Annotated in this window: 16 protein-coding genes; 9 read left to right on the forward strand and 7 right to left on the reverse strand. The window is 64.3% G+C overall.

The features are described from left to right. Positions 1-3 precede the first annotated feature (3 nt). The 6 genes from AC099J_RS05195 to pilB are packed head-to-tail and all read right to left on the reverse strand — an operon-like array spanning position 4 to position 5542. Positions 4-201, reverse strand: coding sequence for a DNA gyrase inhibitor YacG (locus AC099J_RS05195; RefSeq protein WP_479614152.1), 198 nt, complete (start codon positions 199-201; stop codon positions 4-6). A 13-nt stretch (positions 202-214) separates the two neighbouring features. Next, positions 215-970 carry a cell division protein ZapD gene (zapD, locus tag AC099J_RS05200; protein ID WP_479614153.1) on the reverse strand — a complete coding sequence of 252 codons (756 nt, stop codon included), beginning with the start codon at positions 968-970 and terminating at the stop codon, positions 215-217. Then, a complete protein-coding gene (gene coaE / locus AC099J_RS05205; protein ID WP_479614154.1) occupies positions 967-1593 on the reverse strand; it encodes a dephospho-CoA kinase in 627 nt (208 codons plus the stop codon). Before coaE ends, zapD begins: the two co-directional genes overlap by 4 nt. A gap of 15 nt (positions 1594-1608) precedes the next feature. Then, positions 1609-2577: a prepilin peptidase gene (locus AC099J_RS05210; RefSeq protein ID WP_479614155.1), complete on the reverse strand. Its 969-nt coding sequence runs from the start codon at positions 2575-2577 to the stop codon at positions 1609-1611. Then, entirely contained in the window at positions 2577-3794 is a 1218-nt protein-coding gene (locus tag AC099J_RS05215; RefSeq protein WP_479614156.1) for a type II secretion system F family protein, read from the reverse strand. The genes AC099J_RS05210 and AC099J_RS05215 overlap by 1 nt, the downstream gene beginning before the upstream one ends. 14 nt (positions 3795-3808) lie before the next feature. Next, positions 3809-5542: a type IV-A pilus assembly ATPase PilB gene (gene pilB, locus AC099J_RS05220; RefSeq protein WP_479614157.1), complete on the reverse strand. Its 1734-nt coding sequence runs from the start codon at positions 5540-5542 to the stop codon at positions 3809-3811. 183 nt (positions 5543-5725) lie between these two features. Here pilB and AC099J_RS05225 point away from each other — a divergent pair, with 183 nt between their 5' ends. Both AC099J_RS05225 and AC099J_RS05230 read left to right on the forward strand, forming a co-directional pair. Continuing rightward, positions 5726-6496, forward strand: a complete 771-nt coding sequence (locus AC099J_RS05225; protein ID WP_479614158.1) for a PEP-CTERM/exosortase system-associated acyltransferase — start codon at positions 5726-5728, stop codon at positions 6494-6496. Continuing rightward, entirely contained in the window at positions 6493-7500 is a 1008-nt protein-coding gene (locus tag AC099J_RS05230; RefSeq protein ID WP_479614159.1) for an NAD-dependent epimerase, read from the forward strand. Before AC099J_RS05225 ends, AC099J_RS05230 begins: the two co-directional genes overlap by 4 nt. Before the next feature lie 24 nt (positions 7501-7524). On the opposite strand, the gene AC099J_RS05235 is transcribed toward AC099J_RS05230, so the two are convergent. Next, positions 7525-9120 carry an FAD-binding oxidoreductase gene (locus AC099J_RS05235; protein WP_479614160.1) on the reverse strand — a complete coding sequence of 532 codons (1596 nt, stop codon included), beginning with the start codon at positions 9118-9120 and terminating at the stop codon, positions 7525-7527. A gap of 301 nt (positions 9121-9421) precedes the next feature. Between AC099J_RS05235 and AC099J_RS05240 the strand changes: the two genes are divergently transcribed. Genes AC099J_RS05240 through AC099J_RS05270 form a run of 7 tightly spaced genes read left to right on the forward strand, consistent with a single transcriptional unit; the run spans position 9422 to position 17184 of the window. Then, positions 9422-9943 (forward strand): XrtA/PEP-CTERM system exopolysaccharide export protein, encoded by a 522-nt coding sequence (locus AC099J_RS05240; RefSeq protein ID WP_479614417.1) that lies wholly within the window; start codon positions 9422-9424, stop codon positions 9941-9943. Between the two features lie 2 nt (positions 9944-9945). Next, entirely contained in the window at positions 9946-11514 is a 1569-nt protein-coding gene (locus AC099J_RS05245; RefSeq protein ID WP_479614161.1) for an XrtA system polysaccharide chain length determinant, read from the forward strand. A gap of 7 nt (positions 11515-11521) precedes the next feature. Then, positions 11522-12433 (forward strand): XrtA-associated tyrosine autokinase, encoded by a 912-nt coding sequence (locus tag AC099J_RS05250; protein WP_479614162.1) that lies wholly within the window; start codon positions 11522-11524, stop codon positions 12431-12433. 12 nt (positions 12434-12445) lie between these two features. After that, positions 12446-14119, forward strand: a complete 1674-nt coding sequence (locus AC099J_RS05255) for a TIGR03016 family PEP-CTERM system-associated outer membrane protein (RefSeq protein WP_479614163.1) — start codon at positions 12446-12448, stop codon at positions 14117-14119. A gap of 3 nt (positions 14120-14122) precedes the next feature. Continuing rightward, on the forward strand, positions 14123-15211 hold the full coding sequence (locus AC099J_RS05260) for an XrtA/PEP-CTERM system-associated ATPase (protein ID WP_479614164.1): 1089 nt from the start codon (positions 14123-14125) through the stop codon (positions 15209-15211). Positions 15212-15264: 53 nt separating this feature from the next. Next, positions 15265-16137, forward strand: a complete 873-nt coding sequence (locus AC099J_RS05265) for an XrtA system polysaccharide deacetylase (protein ID WP_479614418.1) — start codon at positions 15265-15267, stop codon at positions 16135-16137. Positions 16138-16146: 9 nt separating this feature from the next. Further along, the gene (locus tag AC099J_RS05270; RefSeq protein WP_479614165.1) at positions 16147-17184 is read left to right on the forward strand and encodes a FemAB family XrtA/PEP-CTERM system-associated protein; all 1038 of its coding nucleotides are present in this window, start codon (positions 16147-16149) and stop codon (positions 17182-17184) included. Position 17185: the final 1 nt, after the last annotated feature.

A 17185-nucleotide genomic window follows, 5' to 3' on the forward strand; every position in this document is an offset into this window, starting at 1 on the left:
GCGCTACTGCAGACGCGGATCGCCGAACGGCTGGTCGTCTGGCGGGGCCGCATCGGGCACCGCGAAGGTCTCGCTCGCCCAGGCGCCGAGGTCGATGTTCTTGCAGCGTTCGCTGCAGAAGGGCCGGTAGCGGTTGGCCGGGCCGTACAGGCTCTGGCCCTTGCAGGTCGGGCAGACGACCCAGCGTGCGGGCGAACTCATCCGGTCGCCACCCTCAGGCACACAAGGCCAGTTCGAACGCCGCGTCTTGCGCCGACTGGTGCAGCTTGTCGTCCTCACCGTGGTGCATCAGCCGCACCGACACCATCAACCGGTTGCCGCTGATCTCCGGGATCAACCCGGACGCTGGATCGATGCGCAGGCGCAGCAGGTGGTAAGTGCGGCCTTGCGGCAGGTTCTGCTGGAACTGCCCTGCCAGTGCCATCACCTTCTGCGGCGCACCCGAATCGCGCAGCATCCGCAGCAGGTGAGCAATCGCCTCGGCCAGCGGCGCCAGGGTGGAGGCCCACTGGCCGATGTCACGGCGCCGCAGGTCTGCGTCCTTGTGCTGCCAGGCGTAGTAGGCGGGCAGGTCGAAGCCGCAGGTGCCACCCGGAATGCTGACGCGGCTGCGCAGGCTCATGAGCCAGTCGTTCTCCGTCAGCGACTGGCCGGCCTTGCCGGGCTGCTCGTGCAGCGCCGTGAAGCTCGCATCGAGCTGGGTGATCACGTCTTCCAGCACGTCCTGCGCGATCGAGGGGTTGTTCCGGTAGCCTGCGAGCTGGGCCTTGTGCCGCTCCAGGTCTTTCAGCACATCGGACTTCAAGTCGGCGCGGCCCGCTACTTCCACGATCTCGAACAGCGTGACGAGTGCGAAGTGGTGGTCGATCGGGTCGGCCCGGGGCACCAGCTCGACCAGCCTGCGGAACAAGTGCTCCAGGCGCAGGTAGGTGCGGATGCGTTCGTTGAATGGGTACTCGTAAAGGATCACGCTTGGCTTCCGGTGGGCGGCAATGATAGCCCGATGCCCTCGGCGAACCTGTTTACTTCAACCTGCAGCTGGGCAAGGGAAAGGCCGTCGTTGTAGATCACGGCGTCAGCCGCAGCCAGGCGCAACAGCCGCGGGGCCTGGGCCGCGATGATGGCTTGCACGGCGGCTTCATCCAGCCCGCTGCGCTGCTGCACGCGCAGGACTTGCGTGGCGGGCAGGCAGTCGACCACCAGCACGGCATCCAGCTGCGCGCGCCACCGGCCGGATTCGACCAGCAAGGGAATGTCGTAGACCACAAAGTTGCAGCCGGCGGCCTGCGCCTCTTCCAGCTGCTGCTGGCCAAGACGCGCCACCAGCGGGTGCACGATGGCCTCCAGCCGCTGCTTGGCGCCAGCGTCCTGGAACACCGACGTGCGCATGCGGGCGCGGTCCAGCGCGCCGTCGGCTGTGATCAGGTCGTCGCCAAAGCTGGCGCGGATGGCATCGATCGCGGCGCCGTGCGGCGTCGTCACGGCGCGCGCGTTCGCATCTGCATCGATGACGGCAGCACCCAGCACTGCAAGCATCGCCGAGACCGTGCTCTTGCCGCTGCCGATCCCGCCCGTGAGGCCCCATGTTTTCATCGCCCGAAGACCCAGTCAGCGCATGGGAAAAGGGAAGGCGAACGGCGCCAGATGCCGCACTTGCTCAGGTCCGGCGATCAGGCAAAGCAGGCCGGCACCGGCAAGGAACGGGCCGAACGCGATGGGGATGTCTTTGTGGGCCAGACGCCCCACCAGCAGCATGGCACCGCCCAGCAGTGCGCCCACGATCGAGGACAGCAGCAGGATGGCCAGCAAGTGGTCCGCCCCCAGCCAGGCGCCGAGGGCGGCCAGGAGCTTGAAGTCCCCGTAGCCCATGCCCTCCTTGCCGGTCAGCAGCCGGTAGGCGTGGAAGAAGAACCACAGGACCAGGTAGCCAGCGACTGCGCCCCATACAGCCAGGTCCAGCGACACCGTCCAGCCCAGCGCGGCGGCGGCCAGGCCGCTCCACAGCAGCAGGTAGTTCAGGTTGTCGGGCAGCAACTGCGTGTCCAGGTCGATGAGGAACTGGCACACCAGCAAGGCCGCAAACGTCGCCCATGCCAGCGCCACCGGCGTGAGGCCCCAGCGCCAGGCGCACAGGGCGAACAACAGGCCCGTCGCCCCCTCCACCAGCGGGTAGCGCACGCCGATGGGGGCGCGGCAGGCGGAACAGGCGCCGCGCAATGCCAGGTAGCTCACGACCGGTATGTTCTCGTACCAGCGGATGGTGTGTCCGCAGTGGCCACAGCGCGAGCGCGGGCGCATCAGGTCGAAGGCGGGCAGCGCGTCAAGCGCCTGGCCGGCCGCCGCCGCACTGCTGTGCAGATGGGCCGGCGGCGCCGTCTTGCCGCCGAACACCAGACTCCACAGCGAGGAGGGCACACCCAGTTTGGGGTCGGCGGCCATCAGGTTGTCACTCGATTCGCGCAGCCAATCGCGGTACATCATGCGCGGCACGCGGTAGACGACGACGTTCAGGAAGCTGCCGATCAACAGCCCCAGCACACCGCCCACGCAGGCGTCCAGCCAGACCGCCGGCAGCATCAGACCACTTGGCCCAGCTTGAAGATCGGCAGGTACATGGAAATCACGATGCCGCCGATCAGCGTACCCAGGAAGACGATGATGATGGGTTCCATCAAGCTGGACAAACCGGCCACCATGTCGTCGACCTCGGCTTCGTAGAAGTCCGCTGCCTTGCCCAGCATGTGGTCGATGGAGCCTGACTCCTCTCCGATGGAGCACATCTGCAGCACCATCGTGGGGAACACATTCGCGTTGGTCATCGCCGATGTCAGGCTGGTGCCGATGGACACCTCTTGCTGAATTTTCTCGGTGGCCGTGGCGTAGACCGAATTGCCGGAGGCCCCGCCCACCGAGTCCAGGGCCTCGACCAGCGGAACGCCTGCCGCGAACATCGTCGCCAGCGTGCGGGTCCAGCGGGCGATGCAGGATTTCTCGACCAAAGTGCCGAACACCGGCAGCTTGAGCATCAGCCGGTCCATGGCCTTCTGCACGCGTTCGTTGCGTTTCCAGGCCTGCATGAAAAAGTACAGGCTGCCGCCGATGCCGCCGAAGATCAACCACCAGTAGTCGACGAAGAACTCGCTGATCGCGATCACCATCAGCGTGGGAGCGGGCAGGTCTGCGCCGAAGGAGCTGAAGACTTCCTTGAAGGCCGGGATCACGAAGATCATGATCACCGAGACCACCACGAAGGCCACCACCACCACGGAGATCGGGTACATCAGCGCCGACTTGATCTTCGACTTGATCGCCTCGGTCTTCTCCATGTAGGTGGCCAACCGATCGAGCAGTGCTTCCAGAATGCCGGCCGCCTCTCCAGCCTCGACCAGGTTGCAATACAAGGTGTCGAAGTACATCGGAAACTTGCGGAACGCACCGCTCAGCGAGCTGCCTGTCTCCACGTCCATGCGCACATCGTTGAGCAGCTTGGTCACGCTGGCATTGGAGTTGCCGCGGCCGACGATGTCGAACGCCTGCAGCAGCGGCACGCCGGCCTTCATCATGGTGGCCAGCTGCCGCGTGAAGATCGCGATGTCCTTGGGCTTGATCGACCGGCCCGAGCGCATGCGGCGCTTCTTGATCTTGGTCGGGAACACGCCCTGGCGACGCAGCGACGCCTGCACCTGGTTCTCGCCGGCGGCGCGCGTCTCGCCACGCACCTGCTTGCCATTGCGGTCCTTGCCCTCCCACTCGAAGACGAATTCCTTGACGTTGCGGGAGGCTGCGGTGGCCATAGATCCTTGGAGCGCTATTCGTTGCTGACGGCGAGCACTTCTTCCAGCGAGGTCACGCCCAGCTTGACCTTGTGCAGCCCGGCCTGGCGCAGCGAACGCACGCCCTCGCTCTTGGCCTGCCTGTCGATGTCCAGCGCGCTGCCGTCGGCCAGGATGATGCGCTGGATCTCCTCGGTGATCGGCATCACTTGGTAAATGCCGACCCGGCCCTTGTAGCCGTTGTTGCATGCGTTGCAGCCGACGGGCCGATACGGCTTCCAGGTTCCATCGATCTCTTGCGGCGTGTAGCCCGATTCGAGCAGCGTCTCATGCGGAATTTCGATCGGCACCTTGCAGGCGGGACACAGCTTGCGTGCCAGGCGCTGGGCCGTGATCAGGATCACGCTGGAGGCAATGTTGAACGGTGCGATGCCCATGTTGCGCATGCGCGTCAACGTGGTCGGCGCGTCGTTGGTGTGCAGCGTCGAGAGCACCAGGTGGCCCGTCTGCGCGGCCTTGATCGCAATGTCGGCCGTTTCCAGGTCGCGGATTTCGCCAACCATGATGATGTCCGGGTCCTGCCGCAAAAACGATTTGAGCGCGACGGCAAAGGTCAGCCCGGCTTTCTCGTTGACGTTGACCTGGTTGACGCCAGGCAGGTTGATTTCGGAGGGGTCTTCTGCCGTCGCGATGTTCACGCCCGGCTTGTTCAGCAGGTTCAGGCAGGTGTAGAGCGAGATCGTCTTGCCCGAGCCGGTCGGGCCGGTGACGAGAATCATGCCGTACGGCCGGCCGATGGCGTGCAACAGGCGCTGCTTCTCTTCGGCCTCGTAGCCCAATGCATCGATGCCCAGCTTGGCGCTGCTGGGGTCGAGGATCCGGATCACGATCTTCTCGCCGAACAGCGTCGGCAAGGTGGAGACCCGAAAGTCGATCACCCGGTCCGGCCCGATCTTGAGCTTCATGCGGCCGTCCTGCGGCACGCGTTTCTCGGAGATGTCCAACCGCGAGATCACCTTGATGCGGGAAGCCAGCTTGTCCTTGATCGCCACTGGCGGTGATGAGATTTCGCGCAGCTCGCCGTCGATCCGGAAGCGCACGCGGTAGTTGTGCTCGTAGGGCTCGAAGTGCAGGTCCGACGCGCGCATGCCGAAGGCGTCCAGCAGCATCTTGTGCAGGAATTTGACGACCGGCGCGTCTTCAACCTCGGCCACGCCGGGATCGTTGGTTTCGTGGGCAGCTTCGACGGCCGCATCGTCGAACTCGAACTCACTGTTCATGAGCTCGTTCATCGCCTCGGCAGTGCTGGCCGTGCCGGCCTCCACGACGCGGGTCAGCTTGTCGTATTCGGCGATCACCCAGTCCACCCCCATCTGGGTGGCGAACTTGATTTTTTCAGCGGCTTCCTGGTCCGAAGGATCGGCCGTCGCCACGATCAGGCGGTTGTTGCGCTTGCTCAGCACCACGACCCGCAAGGCTTGGCAGATCTTCGGGTCGAGCAGGTCCTTGGGCAGGCGTTGCGGGTCGATTGCCTCGATGTCCAGCAGCGGCGCTGCGAAGGCCGAAGACATGGTGTGCGCCAGATCGAACGGCGACACCGAGCCCGAGCCCGTCAGTTCCGCGATGAAACTGGTGCGGCTGCTCTGCGCCTTGCGGAAGATGTCTTCGGCCGCCTTCTGGCCCAGCTTGCCTGCCGCAATCAGCGCCCGGCCCAGCCCCGGCAGCGCCATCGGCGGACTTTCCTTCAGAGCGGTGTCGACTGCGGCCATGTGGGCGGAAATGTATCAGGTGGGCACTGGACGGATCATCATCCGTGATTCGCTATGCGTTGTAAACGAACGACGCTTTCCACTTGTCCCAAAAACTGCACGTTGCGACTGACAATATCCGGCCGGGGCCGCCCACCGCCGATTTCGCGCGCACCATGGTGTTCCCGCCTCCATCGCACGACCATGACCAGTACTTCCAGACCCAATCTTGCTGAAGGCTTCAACCGGTTCTTCACGATCGCCCCCGCGTTGACGCAGGCGGAGAAGGATGACGGCTACTTCATCCGCCACGATGTCTACGCGCGCGAACTGGGGTTCGAGCCGGTCAGGCCGGACCAGAAAGAGTCGGATGTGTACGACGCGCATTCCGCGCATTGCCTGCTGAGGACGGCAGAAACGGTGAGGCGTCTGGTGGGTTGTGCGCGGCTGGTGTTCCCCAACCCTCAAGCGCCGGACGAGCCCATGCCCTTTGAGCGCTATTGCCGTGACTCTCTGTTCCGTGACGTCGTCGACCCTGCCAAGCTGCCGCGTGATCGTGTGGCAGAGGTGTCGCGCCTGGCGGTGCTGGGCGATTTTCGGCGTCGTCGCGGCGAAGAGCAGCGCGAGGTGGCGATCGACGTGCGCGATTTCGGCGATGCGCAGCAGCCCAGGTTTCCTTACATTCCCGTCGGCCTGTACATGGCCGCGGTGCAGATGGCGCAGCGCAACGGCATCGAGACCATCTTCACGCTGACCGAGCCGCGGCTGGCCGAGCACTTCGCCAAGCTTGGCGTCAAGATCATTCCGATCGGCACGCCGATCGAACACCGGGGGCTGCGCGTGCCCTCGATGATCCAGGTGCCCACGGTCGAAGGCGGCTTGCGGCTGATGATCCGGCCGCTGTGGAAGGCCATCGAGGCGCAGATGGAGTACGGCTACGCCGCGGCCGCCGACGAAGAAGGGCCCGACGCATGAAGGTGCTGGTCACCGGCGCGGCCGGCTTCATTGGCATGAGCGTGGCCACGCGGCTGTTGCAGCGGGGCGATGAAGTCGTCGGCCTGGACAACGTCAACGATTACTACGAAGTCTCGCTGAAGGAGAGCCGTCTCGCGCAACTGCGGCCCCACGCGGGGTTTCATTTCGAGCGGCTGGACGTTGCCGACCGCGCCGGCATGGAGGCGTTGTTTGCTGCCCACAGGTTCGACCGCGTGGTGCACCTGGCGGCGCAAGCCGGCGTACGTTATTCGCTGCAGAACCCGCACGCCTACGTTGAAAGCAATCTGGTCGGCTTCCTGAACATCCTGGAGGGTTGCCGCCACCACGGCGTGGGGCATCTTGTATATGCCTCCAGTTCCAGCGTCTACGGCGGCAATACCAAGATGCCGTTCACCGAACGCGATGCGGTCGACCATCCAGTCAGCCTGTACGCGGCGACGAAGAAGGCCAACGAACTGATGGCCCATACCTACAGCCACTTGTATGGGCTTGCGACCACCGGGCTGCGGTTTTTCACCGTCTACGGGCCCTGGGGCCGGCCTGACATGGCGTTGTTCCTGTTCACAAAGGCGATCCTGGAAGGGCGCCCCATCGACGTGTTCAACCACGGGCAGATGCAGCGCGACTTCACCTACATCGACGATGTGGTCGAAGGTGTGGTGCGCGTGCTGGACCGCGTGGCCAGTCCCGATGCCGCATTCGACGCAGCCGTGCCGAACTCCGCGACCAGCCACGCACCGTACCGCGTGTTCAACATCGGCAACCGCGACCCTGTGCGGCTGCTGGACTTCATCGGCTGCATCGAGCGGGCGCTTGGTCGCACGGCGGAAAAGCGCCTGTTGCCGATGCAGGATGGCGATGTGCTGGCGACCTTCGCCGATGCCGACGCATTGAATGCGTGGGTGGGGTTCCTGCCTTCGACGCCGGTGGACGTCGGCGTGCGCAGCTTCGTGGATTGGTACCGCGCGTACTACGGCGTGTAGCGGCCGGGCTCGCCGGCGCGGCCTTCAGCGGTAGCGCCCGGGCGAGAGGATGTCGTGTGGATCGAGGTTTTCACGCAGACGGGCGTGAAAGTGCGTGGCCCGGTCCTGCAGTCCGACCACGGTCGCCATGCCGGCAATGCCGACCCGGTACGGAAAGAAGCCGAGGGCACGGCCGGTATGCACCAGCTCGTCGTAGCACGCCTTCGCGGCCAGGACGCTGGCCGGGTCGTCGCGTCGGAAGATGATCGGCACAGTGCTGTCCACCAGCTTGTCACTTAATGTTGTGAAGGTGATGAGTGGCTCGATGCCGTGGCGCCTTGTCACTTCGTGAACCATCCGCGTATAGGCACGCACGGCCTGGGGCCGCATGGGGACGAGCGGCGCATACCAAATCAACCCGCAACCGTCGCGCGCCGGATCGCGTGCCGCGCCCGTCGGTGGGAGCGGGTTGCGCCAGTACGCCAGCGGCAGCGCCGTCTCGTTGGGCCGGCCTGCGACCAACTGCAACGACAAGGCCAGCGTCTCTGCAGTGCTGCCCAGGCGTTGACCCAGGCCACCGGGTAGCCGGTTGGCGAATTTGGCCAGCGTCTTGGCGCCCTGCGGCGTCAGGAAGATGAGCCGACTGGCCACGCCGGAGAGGGCACTCCTGATCTCGTGCTGCGCGGCTGCCACCACGCGCTGCGTTCCGTAGAGCGTGCCGAATCCGGTCCACGGCAAGATCTGATACTGCTTACCCAGGAACTGAACGACTTCCGCTGGGATCAGGCCATCCGCGCCGATCCGTTCCTGCGGGTAGGGGGCCGACATCGACAGCACCCGGTGCTGGTTCATCAGATTGATGGCGCCCACGATCCCCGGCAGCCGCCCCAGGATCTGGCGCAGCCGTTCCATCGCGGTTTCGAGCAGTGCATCGTCCTTCAGACTGAAGAGACAGACCTTGGTCGCTTCCGGGCGCCGCGCGAGCACGATGCTCATGCGCGTGACGATGCCGAAGCCGCTTTGCGTGAACAGGCCCACTGAATAAGGACCGATCCCCCACTTGAACAGACGCGCCAGATCCTCGCCGCCGGCTTCGCGCAGCGCCGTCCGGTAGAGCGAGCCGTCCGGCAGCACGGCCTCAATGTCGGTCACCGCGGAGAAGTGGTCCGTCAGTGGCGTCACACCATAGCCGCGCTCCAGGGCATTGGACAGCAGGCTGCAAGTCGGGCCGGCACCCGTCACGGGGACGAGGAACGGATGCTGGCCCGCCTCTAGAAAGTCTGCCAGCATGCCCTGGGTCACACCGGGCTCGACCGTCACGACGCCGAACTCGGCGTCGAAGTGCACGATACGCTGCAGACCACCGAGGTCGACGATCACGCAGCCGTCCCGTACCGGCAGGGCGGTTCCGTAACCCCAGTTGTGACCGGTGCTGATCGGATAGACCGGAACCCGGAAGTCGCTGGCGATGCGCATGACCGCTGGCAACGTGGTGGCATCGGTGATGCGCAGCGCGCCGGCGATCACCCGCTCGTTGCCGCTGGTGTCCGCTCCATAGCGGCGTTGTGATTCTGCGGAATCCAGCACATGGTCGGCACCTAAAAGCTGCACCCAGGCCGCCAATGCTTGATCAAGGTTCATTGTGTGCATTCTTAGCGCTAATGCTGGGGCCGAAACACCGAGAATATGTGCTGCAGGATGAAAGAGTCAGTGTTTGTAAGCATGACTTTTGCGTCGTCGTCCGGCACAGTGAAACGCCGGATTGACGTAGGGGAAGTACGCTATAGTGCCCCGCACGTTGCATCCACCATTCGGATAATGTAGGGGATTTGTCTTGAAAAATCATCATGCTTGGGCTCGCGGCCTGGTTGGCAAAGTCGGGCTGCTGGTCGCGGCTGTCGTGCTTGCGGGGTGCGCCTCAAATAAGCATCCCCCTGCGCCGATGCTCGCGGCTTCCAGTGACTACAACTACATCATCGGCCCCGGCGATGCGCTGAACATCATCGTCTGGCGCAACCCGGAGCTGTCGCTGGTGGTGCCGGTGCGTCCGGATGGCAAGGTATCGACGCCGCTGGTCGATGAGCTGGTTGCCCAGGGCAAGAACTCGACCGAGGTGGCGCGCGAGATCGAAAAGGCGCTCAGCAAATTCGTGCGCGACCCCGTGGTCACGGTCATCGTGAGCGGCTTCATCGGTCCTTATAGTGAGCAGATCCGTGTCGTCGGTGAAGCGGCCAACCCGCAGTTCTTGGCCTACAAGCAGAAGATGACCCTGCTCGACGTGATGATCGCGGTGGGCGGCCTGACTGATTTCGCCGATGGCAATGGCGCCACCATCCTGCGGACGGCCGAAGGCGGAAAGCAGTATTCGGTGCGCCTGCGTGATCTGATCAAGCGCGGTGACATCTCGAACAACGTCGAAATGAAGCCAGGCGACATTCTGATCATTCCGCAAAGCTGGTTCTGAACATGGATGAGCTGGTCAATCAGATTTTCACGTTCGCCAAGGGGGCGTGGAAGCATCGTTGGTGGGGGCTGTTGGCGGCCTGGGTGGTCGCGATCGTCAGTTCGGCCGCAATTTTGCGGATTCCCGACAAGTACGAAGCCACCGCACGGATCTTCGTGGACACGCAGTCCATCCTGAAGCCATTGATGTCTGGGTTGGCCGTGCAGCCGAACGTGAACCAGCAGGTGATCATGCTGAGCCGGACTTTGATCAGCCGCCCGAACGTAGAGAAGCTGATTCGCATGGCCGATCTCGACCTGGGCTCCCAGTCGCCTGCCAAGCGCGATGCGTTGATCGAAAGCTTGATGAGCACGCTCGAAATCAAGAGCGCGGGGCGCGACAACCTCTACACGATCACTTACCAGGACCCGGTCCCGCCGCGCGCGCAGAAGGTCGTTCAGTCGCTGGTGTCGATCTTCGTCGAGTCCAGCTTGGGCGATTCGCGCAAGGACACCGAGACGGCGCAGAAGTTCATCGCCGACCAGATCCGCACCTACGAGACGCGTCTGGAAGAAGCCGAGACCCGTCTGAAGGATTTCCGACTGCGCAACATCGACATGCAGACCAAGGCTGGCCCGGACGTTGCAGGTCGCATTGGCGAGATGGCTGCGCAGTACAACCAGGCCAAGCTCGAATTGCTCGAAGCGGAACGGGCCCGCGATGCCGCCAAAAGGCAGCTGGATGCCGAACGCGCCTTGCTGACGGCCGCCTCCAAGAGCGGCATCAGCGACTCCAAACTGTTTGCCACGCCGGAACTCGATGTGCGCCTGGAGGCGCAGAAGTCCAATCTGGACACGTTGCTGCAGCGCTATACAGAGCAGCACCCGGACGTGCTGTCGACGCGCCGGCTGATCAAGGAACTCGAAGCGCAGCGGCGCACCGAGGTCGAAGAGCTGCGCAAGGCCGCTGTTGCCAACCCCGCGCGTGCGGTGAGCAGCAGCCCGGTGGCGCAGGAGCTTGGCCGCCTGCTGGCCACCGCTGAGGTGCAGGTGGCATCGCTGAGTGCGCGCGTTGCTGAGTACAGCAACCGCTACGCCCGTGCACAGGAGATGGTCAAGACCGCGCCGCAAATCGAAGCGGAGTTCGCCCAGCTGAACCGCGACTACGCGATCAACAAGAAGAACTACGAAGACCTCGTGTCCCGGCGTGAGTCCGCTTCGCTGACCGGCAATCTGGATTCGGTTGCCGGAGTGGCAGATTTCCGGCTAATCGATCCGCCACGCGTGTCGCAGCAGCCCGTGGCGCCCAACCGCTCGTTGCTGCTGCTGGCGGCATTGTTCGGTGCGATCGGTGCCGGCGTCGCCGTGGCCGTCGGTCTGAGCCAGTTGCGCCCGGTGTTCCACGATGCGCGCTCGTTGCGCAATGTGGTCGGCTTGCCGCTGCTCGGGGTCGTGACGCTGGTCGTGGGGGACGCCGTCAAGCGCAAGGAACGCAACAACCTCGTCAAGTTCGCTCTTGCTTCGGGAAGCCTGGTCATGTGCTTCGCCGTTGGAATCGGTCTCATGATCGCCATGACAGGTCGTATAGGGTGAACGCCGAATGAGTAGTCTTATCGAACAGGCCTCGAGACGCCTGGAGCAGTTGCGCCAAGCCGGGGCTGTGATGCCCGACGAAGTGCGTGTCGGCGATGTTCCCCCGGCCATGCCGAGGGCCGTCGTGCCCGAGCCCGTCGTCGTGGCGGTGCCTCCCAAGCCCATCGTCAATTCGCGCCAGATCAATCTGGACCTGGACGCCATGGTCGCCGCCGGGTTGGTCAGCCCAAATGCGCCGCGCTCGCACATCGCCGATCAGTACCGCGTCATCAAGCGGCCACTGATTGCCAACGCCATGGGCAAAGGCGCCGTGCCTGTGGCTAATGGCAACCTGATCATGGTCACCAGTGCGGTGGCCGGTGAAGGCAAGAGCTTCACCGCCCTGAATCTGGCGATGAGCATTGCCACCGAATTGGACAACACCGTGATGCTGGTGGACGCCGACGTCGCGCGCCCCTCCATCCTGCGCATGCTGGGGCTGCCGGCGGGTCGCGGTCTGCTGGACCTGCTGGTCGACGACACGGTTGAGTTGCACGATGTCTTGCTGCGCACCAACATCGACAAGCTCACGCTGCTGCCCAGCGGTACGCCGCATACGCGGGCAACCGAGTTGTTGGCCAGCGATGCCATGACCTTGTTCATCGAGGACATCGCCAAGCGCTATTCGGACCGCATCGTGATTTTCGATTCGCCGCCGCTGCTGCTGACCACGGAATCTCGTGTGCTGGCATCGCACATGGGGCAGATCGTCATCGTCGTGCACGCGGAGAAGACTTTGCAGAGTGATGTGCAGCAGGCGCTGTCCACGATCGAATCCTGTCCCGTCAAGCTGCTGGTGCTGAACCAGGCCAAGGCGGCAGCCGTGGGTGGATATGGCTACGGTTACGGCCAGGGCTACGGCTATGGCTACGGCCACTAGCCGCAAGCGCCCATGCGTTTCCTGAATATGCCGACCGTGCGTGGCGCATGGCCGTCCAGGCCTTTGAAGGTGTGTTGGGCGATCGGTTTGCTCGGCGTGACGGCACTGGCCCAGGCCCAACCGTCCGACGGAGCTTCGTCGTCGGGGTCTTCTGGTGGCTCGGGTTCGTCGGGCGCCGCTGCCTCTGGTGCTGACGCGGGATCGGGCGGGACCGGAAAGCTCGGGACGATCGGTGGTACGCGCGCCATGGCTGTCGTGCCACGCGTGACGGTCGATACGCTGTGGACGAACAACGCGCGCCTGCGCAGCGGCGGCCGCAGTTCCGATGTCGTGACGACCGTTCGACCGGGGGTGCATCTGGCCGCCAACGGGGAACGGCTGAAAGCCGACGTCGACTACTCCCTTGGGCAGATCTACCACGCCAGGGACTCATCGCTGAACCGTACGCAGCATGCGCTGCGGGCGCAGGGCAAGTTGGAGGCCGTCGACAATTTTGCGTTCGTGGATTTCGGCAGCACGATTTCCCAGCAGACGATTTCGGCGTTCGGTACGCAGTCGGACAACGACTCGAGCTTCAATCCCAACCGCACTGAAGTCTCCACCTACCTGCTGTCCCCGTACGTGCAGGGCAGGCTGGGCCAATGGGCCACTTATCAGGCTCGCTATACCCGACAGGCTTCGCGCAGCAAGTCGTCTCTGGTGGGTGATCAGGACATCGAATCGATCACCGGCGTGTTGACCGGGGACAGTCAGCGCCGTGCGTTCACCTGGAGTGTCGACGTTGCGCACATGACGCTGGACTACAGCGCCGGTCGGACGTACGAGTCCGACCGCGTGCGCGCCATACTCGGCTACCCGGTCACGCCGCAGCTGCAGTTCGCGTTCATCCCCGGCTGGGAGTCGAACAACTACGCATCGCTGACCGGAGACAAGGAAAGCCACGCCACCTACGGCGGTCGCGTCGTCTGGACACCGTCGAACCGCACCACCGTTTCGGCGCTGCTGGAAGAGCGGTTCTTCGGCCGGGCCCACCAGATCAGTGCCGAGTACCGGACACCGCGCACGGCGTGGCGGTTCTCGGACATCCGCGACGTCGCCACGCAGGAAAACCAGATGGGCCGTGTCAACGTGGGCCCGCTGTCCGACCTGCTGTTCAACCAGTTCGCCAGCATCGAGCCCGATCCGGCCAGGCGCGCGCAATTGGTGCAGGGTTTCCTGGTCGCCAACGGGCTCAATGGCAACACCGACGTCAACGTGGGGTTCCTGACGTCCGGCGTTTCGTTGAATCGGCGTCAGGACTTGTCGTTCACGCTGCTGGGGCGTCGCGACACGTTCACGGTGTTGGCCGTCAAATCCCACAGCAGCCGGTTGCTGCAGGTGCCGGCGGGTCTGGCCGGCCTGGATGACCTGGCCACGTCGTCCCAGGTGCGCCAGCAGGGCTTCAGCCTGATCTACTCCCGGCGGCTGACACCCGTCACGACCTTCAACGTGTTGGCGTCGCAAGTGAAGTCTTCAGGCGACCTGGCGCTGCAGTCGTCGACGCTGCGCGCCGTGAATCTCAGCGTCTCGACGCGCCTGGGCCAGCACACCACCGGCACAGTCGGCGTGCGCCGCTCGCTTTCTGACAATTCCATATCCCCATATTCCGAGTCCGCCGTCACGGGCGCATTGATTGTCCAGTTCTGACCCATGTATGAATCTCACTATGGGTTGAGCACCAAGCCGTTCCAACTCAACCCCGACCCCGCGTTCTACTACGCCAGCAAGCAGCACCGGCGCGCCAAGGCGTATCTGGACTACGGCGTGCTGCGCAACGAAGGTTTCATCGTCATCACCGGGGAGATCGGTGCCGGCAAGACCACCATCGTGCGCGGCCTCTTGGACAGCCTGGACCCGAGCAAGGTGGTCGCGGGCAACGTGGTCAGCACGCAACTCGAAGCCGACGACACCTTGCGCATGGTGGCTGCCGCGTTCGGCGTCAAGACCAAGGACACCTCGAAGGCCGACCTGCTCATGGCGCTGGAGGCGTTCCTGATCGGCCAGACCATGCAGGGCAAGCGCTGCCTGCTGATCGTCGATGAGGCGCAGAACCTGTCGCCGCCCGCAGTCGAAGAGCTGCGCATGCTGTCGAACTTTCAGTTCGGCAACCAGGCGTTGCTGCAGAGCTTTCTGGTCGGCCAGCCCGAGTTCCGGGACATCCTGCAGCATCCGCAGATGCAGCAGCTGCGTCAGCGTGTGATCGCCGCCTGCCACATCGGGCCGCTGGATCTGGAGGAGACGCAGGGCTACATCGAGCACCGGCTCAAGTGCGCCGGCAGCACCGGCCGCCCGCATTTCGAGCCCGAATCCTTTCCCGCCATCTTCGAGGCCAGCGGTGGCATCCCGCGCCGCATCAATTCCATCTGCGACCGCCTGCTGCTGCTGGGTTACCTGGCCGAGCGCGAGAGCCTGACGGCCGACGACGTGAACGAGGTGGCCAAGGAAATCCGCGAAGAATCCGGCCTGACGCCGCCTGGCTTGGTGCAAGCGCCGATGTCGCGCGCTGTCGCCGAGGTCGAGATGGATGTCTCGGGCCTCAATTTCGATCCCGCCGTGCTCGACGCCATGGATGTGCAGCTGTCCAGCCTGGATGCCGAGCAGCACGGTGACCGTCTGCAGCGCCTCGAGCGCAGCCTGCTGCGGCTGGAACGGATCAATCTGGAAATCCTCACCATGATGAAGAAGCTGGTAGTTTCGGCCAAGCGTTCGGTCGGTTCGATCGAGGAGAACGCGCCATGAACCTTGCCCACAAGACTGCCGATGGCGTTCACGGCGGCGCTGTCGTCTCGGCCATGCGCACGGCCGCTGCCGACCAGCGCATTACCAATGCACTGACCATCGACGTCGAGGACTACTTCCAGGTGTCCGCGTTCGCCCCGTATATCCGACGCGACGACTGGGACACGATGGAGTGCCGTGTCGAGCGCAATGTGAACCGCATCCTGGACATGCTGGACACCCATGGCGCGAAGGCCACCTTCTTCACGCTGGGGTGGATCGCCGAGCGCTATCCGCAGATCGTGCAGCGCATCGTTGCCGATGGGCACGAGCTGGCCAGCCATGGCTACGGCCACGAGCGCGCCAGCGACCAGAGCGCTGCGGCGTTCCTGTCGGACATCGTGCGGGCCAAGAAAATTCTGGAAGACCTCTCCGGCCAGCAGGTGCAGGGCTACCGCGCGCCCAGTTTCTCGATTGGCACCGGCAACCTCTGGGCTTTCGATTGCCTGCAGAGTGCCGGCTACCGTTACAGCTCGAGCATCTACCCGATCCAGCACGATCACTATGGCATGCCGGATTCGCCGCGCTTCGCCTACCCGGTGCGCGAGGGACTTCTCGAAATCCCGGTGACCACGCTGCGCGTCATGAACCGCAACCTGCCCTCCAGCGGCGGTGGGTATTTCCGCTTGCTGCCCTATCAACTTTCGCGCTGGATGCTGAGCCAGGTGAATGCGGGCGACCGCCAGGCCGCGATCTTCTACTTCCATCCATGGGAGATCGACGTCGACCAACCCCGGGTCGCAGGCGTGGGCGCGAAGGCGCGCTTTCGTCACTACGTGAACATCGGGCGCATGGAAGCGCGCTTGGGTCGGTTACTGGGCGATTTCCGCTGGGGCCGCATGGACCACATCTTCCTGCCTCGCGCTGTTGGCGCCGCGGCTGGCTGACCCCGCGCGATGCTGACGGTCAAACGTCTTTCGCCTCGGGATGCAGAGGCGGCGCGGCGCTGGGACGCGTTTGTGCTGGCCTGTCCACAGGCCAGTTTCTTCCACCGCGCCGGCTGGCAAAAAATCCTGCGCGAGATCTTCCGGCACGACGCGTATTTTCTGTACGCCGAAGTAGATGGCCGCATCGAAGGCGTGCTGCCGCTCGGCCATGTGAACAGCCGGCTGTTTGGCAATGCGCTGGTCGGCCTGCCGTTCGGCGTCTACGGTGGCGTGGCGGCGGTCGGTGCCGAAGCTGCGGACGCGCTGGAGCAGGAAGCACAGCGCCTTGCCCGTGAGCTCGGCGTCGACCACCTCGAATTGCGCAATGTCGAGCGGCGCCATGCCGACTGGCCATTGCAGGATTTGTATGTGACCTTTCGCAAGGCAATCGTGGCCGACGACGAGGTCAACATGAAGGCCATCCCGCGCAAGCAGCGCGCGATGGTGCGCAAGGGCATCAAGAACGGCCTGCAGAGCACGATCGATGCGCAGGTGGATCGCTTCTTCGCGCTCTACGCGGACAACGTGCACCGGCACGGCACGCCGGCCATGTCCAAGCGCTATTTCCAGGCGCTCAAGACCGAGTTTGGGTCCGATTGCGAAGTCCTGACTGTGACCACGGCCGAAGGGCAGCCCGTCAGCAGTGTGCTGAGTTTCTACTTCCGTGATGAGGTCTTGCCGTACTACGCTGGTGACGCCGAGGCGGCGCGCGACCTGGCGGCCAACGATTTCAAGTACTGGGCCTTGATGTCCCATGCCGCAGCGCGCGGCGTGCGGCTGTTCGACTACGGGCGCAGCAAGCAGGGCACGGGCTCCTACGACTTCAAGAAGAACTGGGGCTTCGAGCCGCAACCGCTGCACTACGAGTACTGTCTGTACAAGCGCGATGCGGTGCCGCAGAACAACCCGTCAAACGCCAAGTACCAAATGGTGATCCGCACCTGGCGCCGGCTGCCGCGCGCGCTGGTCAATTTCATCGGCCCGCACATCGTGCGCAACCTGGGCTGAA

This window comes from Rhodoferax sp. RT4P68, assembly GCF_056521305.1.